This is a genomic window from Rhodococcus rhodnii NBRC 100604, from assembly GCF_001894925.1.
Taxonomy (GTDB): Bacteria; Actinomycetota; Actinomycetes; order Mycobacteriales; family Mycobacteriaceae; genus Rhodococcus_F; species Rhodococcus_F rhodnii.
Genome location: NZ_BCXD01000069.1, coordinates 1 through 814 on the forward strand (window position 1 = coordinate 1; position 814 = coordinate 814).

The 814-nt window shown below is 64.6% G+C and carries 1 protein-coding gene and 1 pseudogene; one reads left to right on the forward strand and one right to left on the reverse strand.

The genetic code is table 11. The features are described 5' to 3' along the window. Positions 1 to 101 precede the first annotated feature (101 nt). Positions 102 to 464, reverse strand: coding sequence for a DUF1889 family protein (locus RR1_RS22690; protein WP_197737008.1), 363 nt, complete (start codon positions 462 to 464; stop codon positions 102 to 104). Between RR1_RS22690 and RR1_RS21510 the strand changes: the two are divergent. Further along, positions 463 to 814, forward strand: a pseudogene (locus tag RR1_RS21510) (transposase); the annotation flags it as partial. The gene RR1_RS22690 and the pseudogene RR1_RS21510 sit on opposite strands and share 2 nt — an antisense overlap.

Here is an 814-nt window from a genome sequence, read left to right on the forward strand (position 1 = left end):
AGTAAGCCGCCGAGACCTTGCTAATGGGGTGTCTCGGTGGCCGTGTACGTCCGCGACGCGATCGACAGAGAGCGGGCGTGGAGCTGATGTCGCTGAGGGAATCACTGATCGACTGCGGTTGCTCGACCCTGGCCGTCGCCAGGTCCTTGCGCGACCCGCTCACGCAGCATGTCGACGTACTCGGGTCGAATGACGCTGCGAGTGCGCGGTCGCTTTCCGCTGGTGATGTCGCGGACGTACTGTGCGAGCCGTTCGGGGTTCCTTCCCGACCATCCGTGGGCGAGTACCCATCCCTGCATCGCATCAGCGTCCAGGGGCACCCCAGCGTCACGTAGAGCCAGCAAGATTCCCACGACCTGGTCCTTCTCGAAGCCTGCCGAGATGGTGTTGTTGGGGACTGCCCCCAGTTTGGTTGACATCTGGGTTGTGAGATTCGGTTCTTGCAGTGAATGGATGTTCACCATGCCCAAGCCGTATCCGAAGGAGTTCCGGCGCGATGTGATCGCAGTGGCCCGCCGCAGCGACGCTCCGCTGCGCCAGATCGCGCAGGACTTCGGGATCTCCGAGACGTGTCTGCAGCGGTGGATGAAGGTGGCCGACCGCGAGGAGAGCGCCGACCGCCCCGGCGGTGCGGCGGCGGACACCGGCGAGGCTGCCGAGCTGCGCGAGGCACGTAAACGGATCAGGGTCCTCGAGCAGGAAGCGGAGGTGATGCGCCGGGCGGTGGGCTACCTGTCCCAGCATGTCAACCCAAAATGATGTTCCCGCTGGTCCTCGACCTTGCCGACGACAGGATTCCCGTCACGGTGACCTG